This window comes from Bradyrhizobium genosp. SA-3 (assembly GCF_004212635.1).
Classification (GTDB): Bacteria; Pseudomonadota; Alphaproteobacteria; order Rhizobiales; family Xanthobacteraceae; genus Bradyrhizobium.
The window spans coordinates 1-15169 of record NZ_PSRT01000173.1 but is presented as its reverse complement, the minus strand read 5'-3'; the positions used below and the strand labels follow the sequence as shown (position 1 = coordinate 15169).

The following is a 15169-nucleotide window of genomic DNA, read 5'->3' as shown; positions in this document are numbered from 1 at the left end:
CTCGTGCGGCTCGCAGCAAGGCTGGCGCGCGCCAATGCGGCCGTCGAGGTGCTCGCCGACGGCGCCGAGCGCTTCCTCCGCTTGCGGGATCGCGACGTTGCGCCGCAGGCGGGCATTCGAAGCTTCGAGGCATCGGCGTTCGCCGTCCTGCCCGAGGAGGTCCGGCTGCGGCTGCTGCTGCGGGCCATCGCCGCGCTCGGGCACGAGGGGCCGGCGGAACTCGGCAAGGTCGAAACCCTGATGTCCGCGCTTGATCGGGCCATCGCCGCAGGACCCCGTGCAGCCGCAAATGGCCGGCCGGTCCTGAAGCAAACCCTTGCGGGAGCCTTGATCAGCCTCGCCGGCGGGCGTATCCACATCGCGCCGGCGCCGGCCCGGCGGCGCAAGGGTGCATGAAGCGCGCATGAAGGCTGCATGAGGTCGGATCATGACACCGGCCGTTTCGGCTCGGCGCCGTCAGGCGACCTTAACCAGGCGGGAAAAACCCGGGCTAGGACGCCATTATTTCAGCGGGAATCGCGCTAAGATGGGATAACGGGAATCGCGCTAAGATGGGATAAATAGTCCCATCTCGTTCCCTTGGCAGCGACCGGGGCGGCACCTAAATTGTATGCGTCTAACCGAGAGGATTCCTTGGGATTTCCTCGCATTGACCAAAGTAACTCCCCAAGGATCAGGGCCGCGATCCGCGCGACCACGAAGGAAGATCGATGAACGCCAATCTGCGCAATTTCGCCCTCTGGGTCATCATTGTCTTGCTGCTATTGGCGTTGTTCACGCTCTTCCAGAATCCAGGTCAGCGCGCGTCCTCGCAGGACATCGCCTTCTCCCAGCTGCTGAGCGAGGTTGACCGCGGCAATGTGCGCGACGTCGTGATCCAGGGTCCCGACATCCACGGCACCTTCACCAACGGCTCGAGCTTCCAGACCTATGCGCCGAACGATCCGACGCTGGTCAAGCGGCTCTATGACAGCAAGGTCCAGATCACCGCGAAGCCGCCCGGCGACAACGTGCCGTGGTTCGTTTCGCTGCTGGTCTCCTGGCTGCCCTTCATCGCGCTGATCGGCGTCTGGATCTTCCTGTCGCGGCAGATGCAGGGCGGCGCCGGCAAGGCGATGGGCTTTGGCAAGTCACGCGCCAAGATGCTGACCGAGGCGCATGGCCGCGTCACCTTCGAGGACGTCGCCGGCGTCGACGAGGCCAAGCAGGACCTCCAGGAGATCGTCGAATTCCTGCGCGACCCCGGCAAATTCCAGCGCCTCGGCGGCCGCATTCCGCGCGGCGTGCTGCTGGTCGGCCCTCCCGGCACCGGCAAGACCCTGATCGCGCGTGCGGTCGCGGGCGAGGCCAACGTGCCGTTCTTCACCATTTCCGGTTCCGACTTCGTCGAGATGTTCGTCGGCGTCGGTGCGAGCCGTGTCCGCGACATGTTCGAGCAGGCCAAGAAGAACGCGCCCTGCATCATCTTCATCGACGAAATCGACGCCGTCGGTCGTCACCGTGGCGCCGGTCTCGGCGGCGGCAATGATGAGCGCGAGCAGACGCTGAACCAGCTGCTGGTCGAGATGGACGGCTTCGAGGCCAATGAGGGCGTGATCCTCATTGCGGCGACCAACCGACCCGACGTGCTCGATCCCGCGCTGCTGCGTCCGGGCCGCTTCGACCGCCAGGTCGTGGTGCCGAATCCGGACGTCGTCGGCCGCGAGCAGATCCTCAAGGTGCATGTTCGTAAAGTTCCGCTGGCGCCGGATATCAACCTCAAGACCATCGCGCGCGGCACCCCGGGCTTCTCCGGCGCCGACTTGATGAACCTCGTCAACGAAGCCGCTTTGACCGCCGCCCGCCGCAACAAGCGGATGGTGACGCAGGCCGAGTTCGAGGAGGCCAAGGACAAGGTGATGATGGGTGCCGAGCGCAAGTCGCTCGTCATGACCGAGGAAGAGAAGCTGCTGACGGCCTATCACGAGGGCGGCCACGCCATCGTCGGCCTCAACGTGCCTGCGACCGATCCGATCCACAAGGCGACCATCATCCCGCGCGGTCGTGCGCTCGGCATGGTCATGCAGCTGCCGGAGCGCGACAAGCTGTCGATGTCGCTGGAGCAGATGACCTCGCGCCTCGCCATCATGATGGGCGGCCGCGTCGCCGAGGAGTTGATCTTCGGCCGCGAGAAGGTGACCTCGGGTGCCGCCTCCGACATCGAGCAGGCCACGCGCCTTGCCCGCATGATGGTGACGCGCTGGGGCCTGTCGGAAGAGCTCGGCACCGTCTCCTACGGCGAGAACCAGGACGAGGTCTTCCTCGGCATGTCGGTGTCGCGGACGCAGAACGCCTCCGAGGCAACGGTCCAGAAGATCGATTCCGAGATCAAGCGTCTGGTCGAGGAAGGCTACAAGGAAGCAACCCGCATCCTCACCGAGAAGCATGCCGACCTCGAGACGCTCGCCAAGGGCCTGCTCGAGTTCGAGACGCTGACCGGCGAGGAGATCGTCGACCTGCTCAAGGGCAAGAAGCCGAACCGCGAGTCCGTGCTTGAGCCGGCCACGCCGCGCGCCTCCGCCGTGCCCCCGGCCGGCAAGTCGCGCCCGCGGCCCGATCCGGATCCCGGTCTGGAGCCGCAGCCGCAGGCGTAAGCTCCGAGCTGCAGATCGAATTGAAAAACGCGGCGGCAACGCCGCGTTTTTTTGTGGTCTCGCAATTCAGGTCTCGTGCCCCGGACGCAGCGCAGCGCGTCGCCCTTGCGACGTGGTGCGCTGCGGAGCCGGGGCCCATGCTTTAGCGGTGCACGCGGCGGCGGGTCCCGGCTCTGCGCCACAATGCCGTAAGCGCGTTCACGCGCGTCTTCGACGCGCTATGGCGTTGCAGTGCGTCCGGGACACGAGAGGGAGGCGCGCTATTACCGCAGACTCCGTCATTGCGAGCGCAGCGAAGCAATCCAGACTGTCACAGCGGAGGGATTCTGGATTGCTTCGTCGCAAGGGCTCCTCGCAATGACGGTGTTGAGAGAGCTGCGCTCGCAATGACGTTCTGATGCAGTTGCGCTCGCAATGACGTGCCACCAGTTTCGTAGGGTGGGCAAAGGCGCGCTCGCGCCGTGCCCACCATGTCTCGGAACGCACGGTCGACATGGTGGGCACGCTACGCTTTGCCCACCCTACGGCTCCTCATTTCGGCGATGCGCGCGGGCCTCCGCCACGCGCCAGGAAATGCAGCACATCCTCGTTGAACTGCTCGGGATCCTGCAAGAACGAGAAGTGACTGACCTCCGGCTGGATCAGCAGGCCGGCGCCGGGAATGTTCGCCGCCATGAACTCGGTGTTCTCGCGCTTGATCGCCTCGTCATGGTCACCATCGACGATCCAGGTCGGGACCTTGATCGCGGCGAGATCCAAAGCCGTCCATTTCGGCTGGCTCTCCCACATTTTGGTGATGTCGGCGACAAAGCTCTTGTACTCCGTCGGTGTCGGCGAGAGGCGCTTGTATTCTTCGCCGGCCCTGGCGATGTAGGCGTTGAAGACGTCGCTCGAAGCGATATCCGCAACGCCTGACGGATCCGAGTTCGCCGCGAAGGCGAACAGCTTGCTCACCCGCTCCGGATGCTTGATGGCGATGTCGAGGCCGATGATCGCGCCGTCGCTCCAGCCCACGATCGCTGCCTTACTGATCTTGAGATGGTCAAGCAGCCCGACCACGTCCGAGGCCATGAGGTCGTAGCCGTAGGGCTCCTGATTGCGGCTGCTGCGCCCATGGCCGCGGCTCTCCATGACGATGACCTGATAGTGCCGCTGCAGCGCGCGGACCTGGTGGCCCCAGTAATTGGCGTTGGCGAGACCGCCATGCAGCAACAGGACGGTCTGCCCGCGGCCGAACACCGCGTACCAGATCTTGACCCCGTTGATGGGCGCGAGACCGCTCTGCGCGGCTTTGGGCAGTGTCGGCGTCGGCGGCAGGCTCAGCCATTGCGGCGCCGCATGCGCCGCGCCGATCGAGACCATGACGAGAAGCGCGGTGACGAGATTGCGAAACTTCATGATGCGTCTTCCTGTTCGAGCATTGGATATTACCGCATGATCAGGTGGGTGCGTCAGGTCGCAACATCGTCATTTCCGTTTGCCGGGCGGACGATGTCGATGCTGCGACGTCACGTCCGTGTTCATCCGCCGTGGCGAGGCTCGCCGCCTGTCCATATTCGAACAGCAGCGACATCACCTGCGGCACCGTGAACAGCGACGACAACCCATCAAGCATCAGGCATCAGGGGGATCAAAAAGGCCGTAGCGTTTCGTCAGGACGTTGGACACCGCGCCTAGCGGCCTTCGCAATCCAAATTCGTTTCCTGTCTCAATGCAGGGAGTTCTCGTGCCCCGGACGCAGCGCAGCGCTCCTTCAGCGGTGCGCTGCAGAGCCGGGGCCCATCTCTCCGAGCTGAACGTGTCGCAAGATTCTGGGTCCCGGCTCGCGCTTCGCGCGTCCGGGACACGGGAGGCTCAAACCGCCTGCGCTCGGATCGCCGAATAAATCCGGGCAACACAACGGAGCCCTTTGGCACGATCAAGTTGCATGGGGAGGGCGGCCATTGCGCTTGGTACAGCCAGAATCCGCAATCTTGGTACTGTTTTATGACCAGGCGCAACGCATCTATTCGCTAGCACCGGCAACTGGAGCGATCCCGGTCCATCAGGCTGAGTGGGAGCGCCAGTCAATGCAGACAGCTCAGATCGCAGACCCGGAGACAGGAGTTCCACACTGCCTGGCGTTTTGTTGATGGCCGACACATCCACGCCCCCCTGCAACACACTAAAGAGACAAATGACCGAGGAGATAATTCCCATGAAGGCTATCGTTGTAACGGACCGAACCGCGGGAACGGCCGCGATGAAGCTGGTGGAGCGGCCCGGGCCGCAGGCAGCGATAAACGATGTCGTCGTTCAGGTTCATGCGTCGGGATTTGTCCCGACTGAGCTGGCGTGGCCCTCGACCTGGACCGATCGCCTCGATCACGACCGAACACCGTCGATCCCTGGGCACGAGCTGGCCGGAGTGGTCGCCGCTCTCGGATATGGCACGACTGGCCTGTCGGTGGGACAGCGGGTGTTCGGCCTCGCGGATTGGTATCGCGACGGCACGCTGGCCGAGTATGTGGCGATCGAGGCTCGCAACCTCGCGCCGCTGCCGGGCGACGTCGACTTCACGGTGGGCGCGAGCCTGCCGATCTCGGGCCTGACCGCATGGCAAGGGCTGTTCCAGCACGGCCGCCTTCACGCGGGGCAGAGCGTTCTCGCACACGGCGCGGCCGGCGCAGTCGGGTCGATGGTGACGCAACTCGCACGAGAGGCCGGCGCCTATGTCATCGGCACCGGACGTGCCGCCGACCGTCAGACGGTGCTCGACTTCGGCGCGAAGGAGTTCGTCGATCTCGACAACGACGCCCTGGAAGAGGTCGGCGAAGTCGATCTGGTATTTGATGTTATCGGCGGTGATATCCAGAAGCGGTCTGCAGGACTGATTCGAGCTGGAGGAACACTGGTGACTGTCGTCGGGCCGGCCGAGGCGCGGCCCTCCGACGGCGTGGCGGTTGACTTCGTCGTCGAGCCCGATCGTGCGCAACTGAGTGAGATCGTCCAGCGGGTACGGGATGGACGATTGCGGATGAACATCGGCAACATCTCGACGCTCGACGATGCCGTCGCCGCCTTAAATCCGACCGAGCGACGCAAGGGCAATACGATCATCCGCGTTCGTCCCTGAGCGATGCATGCCCATTGATGCACGCAGCCGGCCCGGCGCTGTCCGGGTCGGCCGGACGTTAAGAAAATGTCCGAAGCGGGTCACAAGCGGCAGTCGAAGCGAGCGAGCCCCGCGCCCGGTTTACCGCCGATAGCCGACATCACAAAAGGCCCCATCGTTGTTCGGCTAAGGGCCAATAGCGGAAGATATGAGCATGCAAGATTTGCCCTTCATTTTGCTGGCGTGCACTGCAGATCAGCGCCGACCGTCAATGGGCCGGTATAGCTCTTTCTAAGATCTGCCAAAGCGGCATCGAGATCGAAAATTCCGATATGGCTGACGATGAGACGTCCGGCCTGCGCTTCTTGCGCGACGCGGCCGACAACATCCGGTGCCGCATGAAGCGGGTTATTCTTGACGCCTGCCGCAAGAGCCAGATGCATGATCAGAATGTTCGCTCCTTTTGCGAAATCGACGAACTTGGGGTCGGTTCCTGTCTGATCTGAGCTGAAGACGATCGATACATTCCGGACCTTCACGCGATAGGCGAGAGTCGGCATATTGCCGTGCGGGATTCCGAGCGCCGTCACCGTCAAGCCGTCTCGGTCAAAGACGGTCGTCGGTTCTGCCTTGGTCGCGTCGACCACGCCAACGTCGAGGGAAACGCTACCTCCCCCTGACAGCGGTCCGCTCGGTATGTCGCGCCGCTTTCCTCCGAGTGTGGCCCCGAGCACCGGGAACGCGCCGTTCTTCTCGTCGAACAGACGGCTGAGGAATGTCGAGAAATCGGGCGCGGCATCGTTGCCAGACGGACCGACGATGGGCAACGGTTCCTTCCGCGCTAAGTGACTCTGCCAAAGGAAGGCAGGGAGGTCAGAGATGTGGTCCGGATGAAGATGACTCACGGCGACCAGCGACAAGTCGGTCAGCTTCGCTTGGGTCTGGCCGAAACGGCCAAAAGCACCGCCACCCATGTCGACCAGAACTCTGGCCTGATCGCCGACCCAGAGCAGATAGCTCGTTGAAGAGCGGAAAGGATTGATGCGCGGTCCACCAGAACCCAGAATTTGGACAGCAACGGAATTCGGTTCGCAGTTCTGAGCAGAAGCGCCGACTGGAATTAAGGTAGCAGCGAGCAGCCCAACAACAAACGATCGACGCATAGGACACCTGCACCAACCTTTGGAAGTCCCGGAGCTGGCACGAGCGTATCAGGCAGAGCGTTAGATGCCAATGCGTGATGTCTCAAGTGGGTCAACATGCGAAGAACTTAGGGTGAGCAAATCTAGTCCGCTATGCGCCGACAAGCAGACCTCCACCAGAGGGGCCGCCACTTGGCTGATGGGCTAATTGCTGCCGCTCCAAACGTGCATTCGCGCGAGGCGCCAGCCACCTCGACAAATTCCGGCTCAGCAAGAACGGGACGTTTGCGAGCTTAGTTTTGTGAACGCGTAAAGGGGACAAAGCGCACGAGGGCGACGGCGCGCGTCGTCGTCTTGTCGGGGGCGATTTTTTCGACGACCGTGAGCTGCTGAGTGGTGTAACCGGGGCCCACTGGCATAACGAGCCGGCCACCTACTTTAAGCTGTTCAATCAGGGGCGGCGGTGGCTGCCCGAGCGCGGCAGTCACGACGATGGCGTCAAAAGGACCGCATTCGGGCCAGCCATCGTATCCGTCGCCAAGCTTGACGCTCACGTTGTCATACGCGAGGTCTCTTAATGTTTTCGCGGCGGTCTCGGCCAATTGCGGGATGATCTCGATGGTGCAGACCTTTCGCGCCAGGTGCGCAAGGACGGCGGCCTGATAGCCCGAACCCGTCCCCACTTCCAGCACAACGTGATCGGGCGCGACCTCGACCAATTGGGTCATCAAGGCCACGATGTACGGCTGGGATATGGTTTGCCCGAGACCGATCGGCATCGGTCTGTCCGCGTATGCGATGGAGCAAGATTGCTCGGGGACGAACAGATGGCGTTTCGTTTGCTCCATGGCCTCAAGGACACTCTCCGACAGGCCTTGCTGTCCCAAGGCACTGGCGGCGGATCGGGCGTATGCCCGGATGGTTTCGACCATGGCGACGCGCTCGCGGACGCATTGCGCGTCCTTTGGTGCGTCCTGAGCGGTCGCTTCCCGGGCCACGACAACCATGGCAAACACGAGCAGCAGCAAGGCCTTCATCGTGTGCTCTCCGAGAAGTAATGGGCTCACGTCGACCGCTCGAGCGCAATGAGCCGATTCGACGCATCACCTCAGCGAAACACGGCGTCCGGCGAACGACCGCAGTGCGTCATGGGGCCTCCAGCGGTCACGATCCATCACTGCATCTGGAAGGGCACGCATTGCCGACCAAAATGCTCTCAAGCGGGATTCCTCACCTAACGTCCGTTGCGGGTCAAACGGCGAAATGGCCGCAGTGCCTGCAGCAGTCCGCTCCACACCTGGAAGCGGAGCTCTCATTTGGAAGCGCGGCCTGGACTTACATCCTGACTTCGACGGCGTCGCGGCCCCACCCTCCGCATTCTCCCGCACATGGATCACCGAGCTGGTCGAGGATCTGCGGGCCCGGCGCATCGGCGACCAATAGCGTCGCGTCGATCTTGTATTCGTCGAGCAGGCGGGCTGCGGCGGCTGGATCGCGTCACTGAATGAAACAACCACTAGAGCTCAGCCAATTCTGCGATGAGTGCCTTTGCGGCAAGGAGGTCAGACGTTTCGAAGCCTTCCGTAAACCATCGGTACGCTGAGGCAAGGAGATCCCGTGCTTCGATAAGCCTGCCCTCATCGCGCCAAAGCCGAGCCAGACTCATGGCTGCACGCAGCTCAAGCGACTTCGCGCTTTGCCTGCGTGCCACATCAAGTGCAGTTTGCAAATAAGCCTCGACCTCATCCGCTGGAGCTCCACGAATGCGCCGTAGTTCGCCCTCAACGCATGCAACCTCTGCGTCCCACATATGCTCGTCATTGCGCGCCGCGAGGTCCTTTGCTTCTGTCAGTGCGGCAAGCCCTTTCTCGCCATCACCAAGCTGCAAATAGGCTGATGCCAACATGCACAAGTACCGAACTTGGTACCAGCTGGCTCCGAGCCCGGCCCGATCGTTCAAGCCTTGACGCATGAGCGCCAGGCCCTTCTCCGCGTCGCCTTCCTGCGCCATGGCCCAACCCCGAAGGATGAGGCCGCTCAACCGCCAGTAGTTCAAGCTGTGCTGATCGGCGAGGTCGATGATGGCGTCCGCGTGCGCACGCACGGCCGCCACGTCACCCGTCAGCTCCGCAGGTCCCGCTCCGCCATACACCGCGACGTGAGCGGTAAGGTTCGTCTGGTTCAGCTCCGCAGCGTACTCAAACGCTGCGCGACTTGTTCTCAGGGCCTGATCGGGATAGCCAAGGAGCCAAAGCACGACCGCCAGATAGGGTAACGCGGAGGCCTTCGGGTCATGGACATAGTGCACAGGCGATGGCCGATGGGCGGCCGGATCATAGCGGCTTAAGATCATCTCGAACTCGGAGCGGGCCGTAAGGAAATCACCGGCGTGCATAGCCGTGAGAGCCGCCAAACGATGCGCCCTCAATTCCAGTGCCATGTCCTCGGTTCGCTCGGCGGCGAGGCGTGCCTCGGCAACCAGGCTCTGCATGGCGCGGTAGTCGCCTCTCACGAAATGAAAAATATACTTGCCGCTAAGTGTGGCGAACAACGCATCCATGTCATCGAGTTCGTAGCAGAGCGCATGAGCCCTGCTGAAGGCAGTGCCGAGCTGAGGAGACGTGTATCCGTGAATGGCGATCAGCGGACCTCCAATTGCTGTCTGGAGTGCGAGTTCTTGACGATCCCGCTCCAGCCCTTCTGGATAGGCCTTGAGCGCCTCCAGCCCTCTCGAGAGATGAGTGATCGCTTCGAGATTGGCGGAACGCCCCGCAGCGTTTCGGCCGGCCTGCAGCCAATAGCCGACCGCGTTGGCCGCCAGCCCCGCCTCTGCGAGATGCAAAGCTATCGTCTCCGGCTCCATCTCCGCACGCGCAGGAAAATGTTCTTCGAGAGCCGCGGCAATACGAGTGTGGATCTGCTGTCGCTTGCTCTTCAACAGGCTCTCGTGCGCGATATCCTGCACCAGCGCATGCTTGAAGGTGTAGCCGATATCCGGGGGCACTCCTCGCCGGAAGATGAGTTCCGCCTCCAAGAGCTCATTAATAGCGCGCTGGAGGCCATCTTCACTGAGCGGCGTTACTGCTTTCAGAAGGTTGTATCCAAACTCACGGCCAATGCAGGCCGCGATCTGGGCGACCTCCTTAACGGGTGCCAACCGGTCAAGACGGGCCATCAATGAATCCTGGAGCGTTGTCGGGATCGCCAGCGGGGGCAGCGGACCAACAAGCTCATAGTAGCTCCCGCGATCCTTAAGCAGCCCAGATTCAAGGACGGTCTTGGTGAGCTCCTCGACGAACAACGGCACACCGTCTGTCTTGGCTAAGATCTGTTCGAGCACCTCGTGCGGAAGCAGTTTGCCGCCGGTTATCCGGTCGACCACGGCAGTACCTTGCCTGCGCCCCAACCGGCTCAAGAAGAGTGCTGCCACGTGTCCATGCGCCGTCCAGCGCGGAACGAATTCCGGCCGGAAAGTAACGATCATCAGGATCGAGTGGCGCTGCACCTCGTCAACGGCGCGATCAATGAGTTCGAGCGTGGTGGGATCGGCCCAGTGGACGTCCTCGTAGATGGCAAGAACAGGTTGCTTTGCTGCCAAGCCCTTTATCTGCTCCAACAGAGCCTGGAACGTTCGCTCCTTCCTTTGGTGTGGACTAAGCGCCAGTGGAGGGTAGCGCTCGCCTGTCGGGATGGCCAACAGGTCTGCGAGAACCGGTGCGCTCCCGCGCACGTCGTCTGTCGCAAGAGCGAGCATTGCCTCAAGTTTATCGAGCTGTTCTTCGGAAGGGTCTTCTCGCCGTATCCTCGCTGCCCGTTCAAGGAGCCCAACGAGAGGATACAGGGCGCTGTTGGTATGGAATGGCGAACAGAAATGACTGAGGCATGTGTGCGGCACGCCTGCGAGCCGGTCGCGCAGCGCTCGCACGAGGTGGGATTTGCCGATGCGCGGTTCGCCGCCGAGCAGAACGATCTGTCCCTCTCGCCCTTTCGCCTGTTCCCAGCGGTCCAAGAGAAGTGCGAGCTCCTGGTCGCGCCCGACTAGCGCGGTGGTCGACATCCCGTGCTGGGCGTCAAATCGACTCTCGGCCACGCCCTCGCCGATGACGAGCCACGCCCGCACCGGTCCAGGGAACCCTTTGAGAGGCACCGTCCCCAAGTCTTGGTATATGAAGGCTTCTCCGATAAGACGGCGCGTTGAATCGGCGATTACAACGCCGCCGGGGTCGGCGAGCCCTTGCAAGCGGGCGGCCAGATTCGGGGTTTCTCCAATGACCGAACGCTCGCGGGCTTCTCCCTCGCCAATCAGTTCGCCGACGACGACCAGACCGGTTGCGATGCCAACGCGAGCCGCAAGTGCTGCACCAGCCGGCTCCGTAAGGGCGGCGACCGCCTTGGATATCCGAAGCCCGGCGCGAACTGCACGCTCCGCCTCATCTTCATGCGCCCGCGGCCAGCCGAAGTAAGCGAGAACGCCGTCGCCCAGGAACTTGGCAACATGGCCCTCGAACCGGGTGATCTCGCTCGCTACAGTGTTGTGATAGGCCTGCATCAGGTCCCGCAGCTCCTCAGGGTCACGTCCCGAGGCGAGCGCAGTCGAGCCGACCAGATCGACAAACATGACTGTGAGCTGCCGCCGGTCTGCCTCCGACGGCAGTGGCAGTTTTGGCTGTCCAGCCGAGGCGCGAACCTCCACAGGTATGGGACGGCTCGACGGAGCGAGTGCGTGAATCGCCTTCAGCACCGTCTTGCGCGGGCCGAGTGGCAAACCAAGTTCCCGCAGGTCGTCCTCGGTCAGTTCTGGCAGGACCTCAGGCGTGACTTCCGCATCCTGGAAGGCCTGGGAGTAACGATCCAGCCCAAGACCATGGAGCCATTCCGCGATGTTCACGCGACGCCTCCTCGCCTGGTGTCAGGCGAGGCGTACGGCCGGCCTAGTTGAAGGTGTGCAACCTCAGCTTCAGCGAACCGTCCGCCTGACGCTCAAACACGTGCGTAGCAATCCCGCCGGCAGCTTGGCGGGACCCATCCGCTCCCTTGCCGTTGGCGCTCCATCTCGCCGTGCCGTAGGCCACCTTCTCGTCTCCACCCGCATCTATGATCGTCAGGTGGTGATCGGCGAATCCGCTCGAAAAAAGCCCAGCAAAGAAATTCTCGATCTCTGCCGGACCCGATATGATTTGATGTGTCGGAGGCAGCACTTTGGCGTTCGAGACGTACGCTTTGGCAACCGCTTTAGCGTCAGCTTTGTTGAATGCCGAATCCCAGGCGGCATAAGCCGCAGTAATTTCGGCTCTGACGTCGAAGCTCGTCGAGGGGCCCAAGTTCGTCATGATTCCCTCCCTCAGGGTAGCGCTGGTGACCGCCGGATCTTACTCCAACTGAGCGGTGGGAAAATCCGGAATGTGCGGGGAACCAGCCGACGTGCTGCCGTAAGCGAGGACGTAACCGAAAGTCCGCAAAGGGGTCAGTAGGCGAGATAGCCGCAGTGCCTGCCCATGTCCGCTCCACACTTGGAAGCGGACCTCTCATTTGGAAGCACACGCCCTGGACTTCGTCCTCACTTTGACGGCGCCGCCGCCCCTTCCGCATTCTCCCGCACATGGACCACGGCGATGTCGTCCGCATAGATCCGCTTCCAGCCCTTGAGCTGGTCGAGGATCTGCGGGCCCGGCGCATCGGCGACCAATAGCGTCGCGTCGATCTTGTATTCGTCGAGCAGGCGCGGCAGCAGCTCGGGCTTCTTGCCCTCCGTCGCCTTGAAGAAGTCCATGACGAATTTCTCGCCATAGAGCTCGGCGCGGCCGTCGACGAAGACGGGGATGTCGCGAGAGATCAGATAGCCGCCGAACTGGTAGGCGTTGAAGATGCGCTGCACCTTGCGCTGCTCGAGCAGGTCGACCGCTGCAACCGGCATCTGCGTCATCGTGAAGCCGAAGCGGTGGTGCCCCATGTAGAGCGAGGTCGAGGTCCAGCTCGCGGCCATGATCATCAGCGCGCCGAGCGCGGTGAGGTAGCGGGCCGGCCAACGGTCGCTATCAGTGGCGTCGGCCGGCGGCCGCGAAAACATCTCGCCGAGCGGCTTTGCCAGCACCAGCGGCACCAGGAAGGCAAAGGCCTCGATGCTCCGGACATGGGTCAGCGCGCTCCAGGTCAGGAACAGGATCAGGAAGATCCTGGGCGCCGAGAGCACGAGGCCGCGATAGTAACCGAGCGCGATCAGGCCGAGCAGCGCGCCCTCGAATGATGTGAACGTGGCGAAGTTCGCCGGCATCCATTCGAAGATCAGCGAGAGCAACTCGCCGAGGCTGAGGATGTTGGTCGCGCCCATCAGCGTCCGCCAGCCATAAGGCGTGCAGCAGCTCGCAATCAATGCGCCCACGCCGAACAGCACCCAGTGCAGGAACAGTTGGAGCCGTCGTCCCTTCTCGGCATGCTCGACCGCCTCGAGCGAGATCGGGCCGATCAGCGCAAGGCCCAGCACGAAGCCGCCGTGCAAATTCGCCCAGAGCGCCATCAGCGGCAGCCAGGTCCAGGACGGCGCGCTCCTGCGGTCGGCAGCCGCCATCAGGAGGCCGACCCACGCCACCATCACGGGCAGCGCCAGGATATGCGGCCGCGCCAGCACGTGATGCAGCGCCAACAGCAGCGCCAGCATCGCGAACAGCACCGCGCGCGGTGCCTCGATCTGCGCATCTAACAGATGGACGAAGATCGCGGTCGAGAGCGCGATGCCAGCCGCGGTGAGGATCACTGGCCCGGCCCAGCCCCATTGCGTGTAGGAGAACGCAAACATCACCTGCGACAGCCACGACGTCGAAATCCAGGGCGCACCCGTCCGCGTGAAGGAATAGAAATCCGTAGTGGGCATGGCGCCGTGATCGAGGATCCATTGCCCGATCTTGATCTGCCAGAACGAGTCGGAATCCTGAAGCAGAGTATCGCCGACGAAGAGAAAGAAGAGATAGGCGCCGGCACCGACGCACAGCGGCACCAGGGCGCGCGCGCGGCTCTGCACCGCGATGCTGTTGGCAAAGGAAAGGGACATGCCGCCTCGTGGTCCTGTTGTTCTTGTCGGTCCGAGCATGATCCGGAAAAGTGTGTCGCGGTTTTCCGGGAAGGTCATGCTCAAACAACAACCTGAAGCGCGATGAACGATTCATCTCATCGCGCTTCAGGCCGAGCGGGTGGCATTGGACCATGCGCGGTCATAACTTCGGGTAAATCAGCGGCATCGAGCCGATTTCATGTCCCGACAATTTAACCGATTGTTTTCAATTTCGATTTACCATCGGCGAATACACGCGAACCGCTCCGTGTTTACGCAGTCGAATTAACTGCGGCGAAATTCTTTGCCTCTAGGTTCGGTTTCATGGTCGGGCGGCGCTGGGAAGCCGAAAAGACCAGACCAGTTTGTAGCCCCGTTTAATCTTTGGAGCAGTCTATGAAGAACCTCGTTTCGCGTTTCGTGAAGGACGAATCCGGCGCCACCGCCATCGAATATGGTCTGATCGCCGCCGGCATCGCGCTCGCGATCATCACCGTCGTCAACAACCTCGGCAGCTCGCTGAACACCAAGTTCGGCTCGATCTCGAGCAGCCTGAAGTAACACTGGACGACTTGAGAATTTCGAGAGCCCCGTCTCGGATGGGGCTCTTTTCTTTTGGGCGAGAGGTTCGCTTCTCGCGGCGTTACAGCGGGGGCTTCAGGTGGAATCGCTTGAGTCGCCGCAAGCGCCTTTAACCTCTCCCGCTTGCTTGCGGGAAAGGTCGGCGCGAAGCGCCGGGTGAGGGCTCTCTCCTCTTGAGGGCTATTGATTGCGGGGACACCCCACCCCAGCGCACCTGTTGTGCGGCAGGCCATCAAGCCTGATCTCATCGCGCTGTAGCCTTTGCGAGCCGGCTGGCGCTCCAGCCCGTTCGCCGTGACGCTCCACGCATTTGCATCTTGTCATCCACCCTGAATAGTTGTTCAGTCTTTGGGGGACGATTTGCATCTTTGCAGTGACGAAGCGTTCGGCCGCAGGGCGTGTGGCTGGCGTGTGGGACAGGAAGCGCGCCATGGTTTATCGGCGGACGCATCAAGTGGTGAAGCGCCTTGCGGCCCGGCGCAGTGCGATATTGGCCGCGGCGCGGGAGGCTGCGGCGGAGGGCGGGATGGCGGCGGTGCAGATTGCGCCGGTCGCGGTCCGCGCCAATGTCGCGGCCGGCACGGTTTACCGCTACTTCCCCTCGAAGGCCGAGCTGATCTCCGAATTGATCGCCGAGGTCTCCCGCGACGAGCTCGCGGCGATCCGGCGCGCG

General features: G+C 62.6%; 11 protein-coding genes and 1 pseudogene. 5 read left to right on the top strand and 7 right to left on the bottom strand.

Features of this window, described 5'->3' with window-relative positions:
• Together CWO91_RS37215 and ftsH are read left to right on the top strand one after the other, a co-directional pair.
• Positions 1–396 (top strand): annotated as a pseudogene (locus CWO91_RS37215) (tRNA lysidine(34) synthetase TilS); the annotation flags it as partial.
• 314 nt (positions 397–710) lie between these two features.
• Positions 711–2633: an ATP-dependent zinc metalloprotease FtsH gene (gene ftsH, locus CWO91_RS37210; protein ID WP_091880422.1), complete on the top strand. Its 1923-nt coding sequence runs from the start codon at positions 711–713 to the stop codon at positions 2631–2633.
• Between the two features lie 531 nt (positions 2634–3164).
• Here the strand turns inward: ftsH and CWO91_RS37195 are convergent.
• Together CWO91_RS37195 and CWO91_RS45665 are read right to left on the bottom strand one after the other, a co-directional pair.
• The gene (locus CWO91_RS37195; protein WP_165405980.1) at positions 3165–4031 is read right to left on the bottom strand and encodes an alpha/beta fold hydrolase; all 867 of its coding nucleotides are present in this window, start codon (positions 4029–4031) and stop codon (positions 3165–3167) included.
• 40 nt (positions 4032–4071) lie between these two features.
• Positions 4072–4248 (bottom strand): hypothetical protein, encoded by a 177-nt coding sequence (locus tag CWO91_RS45665; protein ID WP_433995601.1) that lies wholly within the window; start codon positions 4246–4248, stop codon positions 4072–4074.
• Positions 4249–4830: 582 nt separating this feature from the next.
• On the opposite strand from CWO91_RS45665, the gene CWO91_RS37185 reads away from it, so the two are divergent.
• Positions 4831–5748, top strand: coding sequence for an NADP-dependent oxidoreductase (locus tag CWO91_RS37185; RefSeq protein WP_130220395.1), 918 nt, complete (start codon positions 4831–4833; stop codon positions 5746–5748).
• 209 nt (positions 5749–5957) lie between these two features.
• On the opposite strand, the gene CWO91_RS37180 is transcribed toward CWO91_RS37185, so the two are convergent.
• From CWO91_RS37180 to CWO91_RS37160, 5 genes are all read right to left on the bottom strand, one after another.
• Positions 5958–6890, bottom strand: coding sequence for an MBL fold metallo-hydrolase (locus CWO91_RS37180; RefSeq protein WP_130220394.1), 933 nt, complete (start codon positions 6888–6890; stop codon positions 5958–5960).
• 272 nt (positions 6891–7162) lie between these two features.
• On the bottom strand, positions 7163–7906 hold the full coding sequence (locus tag CWO91_RS37175; protein WP_165405979.1) for a protein-L-isoaspartate(D-aspartate) O-methyltransferase: 744 nt from the start codon (positions 7904–7906) through the stop codon (positions 7163–7165).
• Between the two features lie 479 nt (positions 7907–8385).
• A complete protein-coding gene (locus CWO91_RS37170) occupies positions 8386–11757 on the bottom strand; it encodes an adenylate/guanylate cyclase domain-containing protein (RefSeq protein WP_130220392.1) in 3372 nt (1123 codons plus the stop codon).
• Between the two features lie 43 nt (positions 11758–11800).
• Positions 11801–12199, bottom strand: a complete 399-nt coding sequence (locus tag CWO91_RS37165) for a YybH family protein (RefSeq protein WP_130220391.1) — start codon at positions 12197–12199, stop codon at positions 11801–11803.
• Positions 12200–12426: 227 nt separating this feature from the next.
• On the bottom strand, positions 12427–13914 hold the full coding sequence (locus tag CWO91_RS37160) for a hypothetical protein (RefSeq protein ID WP_130220390.1): 1488 nt from the start codon (positions 13912–13914) through the stop codon (positions 12427–12429).
• Positions 13915–14310: 396 nt separating this feature from the next.
• Here CWO91_RS37160 and CWO91_RS37155 point away from each other — a divergent pair, with 396 nt between their 5' ends.
• Both CWO91_RS37155 and CWO91_RS37150 read left to right on the top strand, forming a co-directional pair.
• Positions 14311–14475, top strand: coding sequence for a Flp family type IVb pilin (locus CWO91_RS37155; protein WP_014492421.1), 165 nt, complete (start codon positions 14311–14313; stop codon positions 14473–14475).
• A 451-nt stretch (positions 14476–14926) separates the two neighbouring features.
• On the top strand, positions 14927–15169 hold a 243-nt coding region (locus CWO91_RS37150), incomplete at its 3' end, for a TetR family transcriptional regulator (RefSeq protein WP_130220389.1).

Bases quoted from the DNA above. Each gene is read 5' to 3' on its own strand.
- CWO91_RS37155 (WP_014492421.1), top strand. From the start codon at position 14,311: ATGAAGAACCTCGTTTCGCGTTTCGTGAAGGACGAATCCGGCGCCACC.
- CWO91_RS37175 (WP_165405979.1), bottom strand. From the start codon at position 7,906: ATGAAGGCCTTGCTGCTGCTCGTGTTTGCCATGGTTGTCGTGGCCCGG.
- ftsH (WP_091880422.1), top strand. From the start codon at position 711: ATGAACGCCAATCTGCGCAATTTCGCCCTCTGGGTCATCATTGTCTTG.
- CWO91_RS37165 (WP_130220391.1), bottom strand. From the start codon at position 12,199: ATGACGAACTTGGGCCCCTCGACGAGCTTCGACGTCAGAGCCGAAATT.
- CWO91_RS37195 (WP_165405980.1), bottom strand. From the start codon at position 4,031: ATGAAGTTTCGCAATCTCGTCACCGCGCTTCTCGTCATGGTCTCGATC.
- CWO91_RS37185 (WP_130220395.1), top strand. From the start codon at position 4,831: ATGAAGGCTATCGTTGTAACGGACCGAACCGCGGGAACGGCCGCGATG.
- CWO91_RS37180 (WP_130220394.1), bottom strand. From the start codon at position 6,890: ATGCGTCGATCGTTTGTTGTTGGGCTGCTCGCTGCTACCTTAATTCCA.
- CWO91_RS37160 (WP_130220390.1), bottom strand. From the start codon at position 13,914: ATGTCCCTTTCCTTTGCCAACAGCATCGCGGTGCAGAGCCGCGCGCGC.
- CWO91_RS45665 (WP_433995601.1), bottom strand. From the start codon at position 4,248: ATGCTTGATGGGTTGTCGTCGCTGTTCACGGTGCCGCAGGTGATGTCG.